General features: G+C 71.7%; 2 protein-coding genes. One reads left to right on the forward strand and one right to left on the reverse strand.

The annotated features are described in order from the left end of the window. The first annotated feature begins 324 nt into the window (after positions 1-324). A complete protein-coding gene (locus NBZ83_RS31520) occupies positions 325-1692 on the forward strand; it encodes a TetR/AcrR family transcriptional regulator (RefSeq protein ID WP_261567844.1) in 1368 nt (455 codons plus the stop codon). Between the two features lie 12 nt (positions 1693-1704). Here NBZ83_RS31520 and NBZ83_RS31525 read toward each other — a convergent pair. Continuing rightward, positions 1705-2587: HpcH/HpaI aldolase/citrate lyase family protein (locus tag NBZ83_RS31525; protein WP_261576443.1), on the reverse strand; the 883-nt coding region annotated here is incomplete at its 5' end.

Below are 2587 nucleotides of genomic sequence, written 5' to 3' on the forward strand. Positions count from 1 at the left end.
CGTCCCGGTCCCGCCCGCATCCTCGCCGGTCCGAGGCCGGGACGGGGTGAACCGGTGTGGCCGGCGCGTGGCGCCCCCGGACCCGACCCCGGTCGCGCCTCGACGAGCAGAAACCTTCCCGTCATATTTCGAGTTTCTGACAGGATGTATTCCTGTAACTCAACAGACTTCGCTATTGAGATGATCGATCGGCTGGAGTCCGCACAGGTTCCCTGCCAGCCCTGGTTACCGACATTGCGCCGGGCCGCCCTCGTCGCGAGCCCGACTCGCCCAGCCGGGTAGGTACCGTTACCACACCGGAGCGGATCGCATACTCTGACATAGATGTCCGAGAACGAGATCCTCCGACGGGCCAGCTACGGTCCGACCAGCCCCGTGGTCGGCGCGCGCGGCACCCGCACTCGTGCGCGCATCGTCACAGCGGCGCTGGACCTGTTCGAGTCACAGGGCTTCCACGGAACGTCGGTCGACGAGATCGCCACCGCGGCCGGCGTCTCGCGCGCCACCCTCTACCAGTACTTCGAGAGCAAAGAAACGATTTTTGTCGAGTTGCTCAACGAGTGCGGCGGCGCCCTCATGCGGGTCGTGCGCCGGATCGGCCCCCTCGGGCCCACGGCTCTCGGCTTCGACAACCTGCACTGGTGGCTCGGCGAGTGGGCCTGGGTCTACGACAAGTACGCCACAATGTTCGTGCAGTGGGCGAACGTCGACTCGCCGCGGACGTCGGTCCGCCCGATGATCAGCGGATTCCTGGAGTCGTACTACGACCGGATCGCCGAGCGCCTGGTCTCCTCGCAGGTCGAGGGCATCGATCCCGCCGACGCCGCGATGACGCTCACCACCCTGGTCAACCGGTTCAACTACTTCCGGCACAGCGGTTTCGGGGACGGGCAGCCCGTCGAGAAGCTCGTCGACAACCTCGCCGTCGTCCTCCAGCTCATCCTGTTCCCGCACACCCCGGCCAGCGCCTTCGCGCAGCTCCTGACCGAGACCGCCGTGCCGGTCCAGGCTCCCCGCCCGGTGCGCCGCCCCGCGCTGGCCGCGGTCCCGCCCACACCGATGCCCGAGGTGAGCGAGCGGTTCGCCTCGTTGAGCCCGCGCGCGTCCGCGACCGTCCGCCAGATCCTCGACGCCGGCATCACCTGCTTCGCCGAGCGCGGCTACCACCTCTCCTTCGTCGACGACATCGTCGCCACGGCCGGTCTGGCCCGCGGCACCTTCTACAAGTACTTCGACGAGAAGCTGGACCTGCTGCTGGCACTGAGCGCGGAGGCGTCGGCGGTCAGCACCCGCCTCGGGGTGGAGATCCGCGGCATCACGCTCGACCCGCAGGGCCTGGGCCGGCTGCACGGCTGGCTCGCCGACTTCGTCGCCTTCCACCTGCGCTACGTCGGGGTCACCCGAACCTGGATCGAGTCGGCGCCGCAGGACCCCCGCCTGGACGTGGTGCGCCGCCAGGTGGGGCACGAGATGTGGGCCGACTACGCGGCCCTGCTCGACCAGGTGGAACGGACCTATCCCCTCGACCTCGACGTGGCCGGCCTCGTGTTCTTCTGCCTGCTCGAACGGCTGCCGGACACCGCCGTCAACATGGCCCCACCGAAGACCCCCGACGAGGCCGCCGCGCTGCTGGGCACCGTCATCGAGCGAGGCCTGCTCAACGGCCGGCCGATTGGCCACGCGGCCGCCTGAGGCCGCCGGTGGCTACTGCGCGCGGGCCAGCACGCGGCGGGCGGCGACCGCCAACGCCTCGTCGATCATCTCGCCGTCGAGGCCGACCGCGCCGGCGCCGCGGCGATGTGCCTCCGCCAGCGCCGCGAGCACCGCACGGGCCCGGGCGACCTCCTCGGCCCCGGCGGTGAACGTCTCCCGCACGGTGGCGATCTGCGCCGGGTGGATGACCCACTTGCCGTCGTAGCCCAGGTCACGGGCATGCTCGGCGGCCTCACGCAACCCGGCGTCGTCCGCGGTGGCGAGATACGGCCCGTCGATGGCCCGCAGGCCGTGGGCGCGCGCGGCGGTGAGCACCTGGTCCTGGACGTACAGCCAGCGCTGCGGCGGCGTCGTCGGGGCCCGGCCCAGCGACGCGCCGAGGTCGGCGTACCCGAGGATCAGGCCCTCCAGCCGGCCGCCGGACGCGGCGATCTGCGCCACCCGGGACAGGCCCTCGGCGCTCTCGATCAGCGCCTGCACCCGGACCGGTGCCGTGCGCCCCGTGGCCGCGACGATCCCGTCGAGCAGCCGCTCGACGAAGGCGAGATCGCCCGTGTCCGACACCTTGGGGATGACGAGTGACAGCGGGCCGTCGCCGGCCGCCACGCAGGCCGCGATGTCGAGATGGCACCACGGCGACCCGATCGCGTTCACCCGCACGGACACCCCGACGCCGTCCGCCCGGGGCCCCGCGAGGATCTCGGCGAGCACGCCGGCCAGCAGGGCACGGGCGTCGTCCTTGCGCCGCGGCGCCACCGCGTCCTCGAGATCGAAGACGAGCTCGTCGGCGCCCCGGTCGAAGGAGCGCAGGATCCGCTTCTCCTCCGTCGCCGGCACCGACAGGATCGCCCGGCAGCGGTGCGCGCCCCCGCCC

The organism is Frankia gtarii, assembly GCF_025403375.1.
GTDB lineage: Bacteria > Actinomycetota > Actinomycetes > Frankiales > Frankiaceae > Frankia > Frankia gtarii.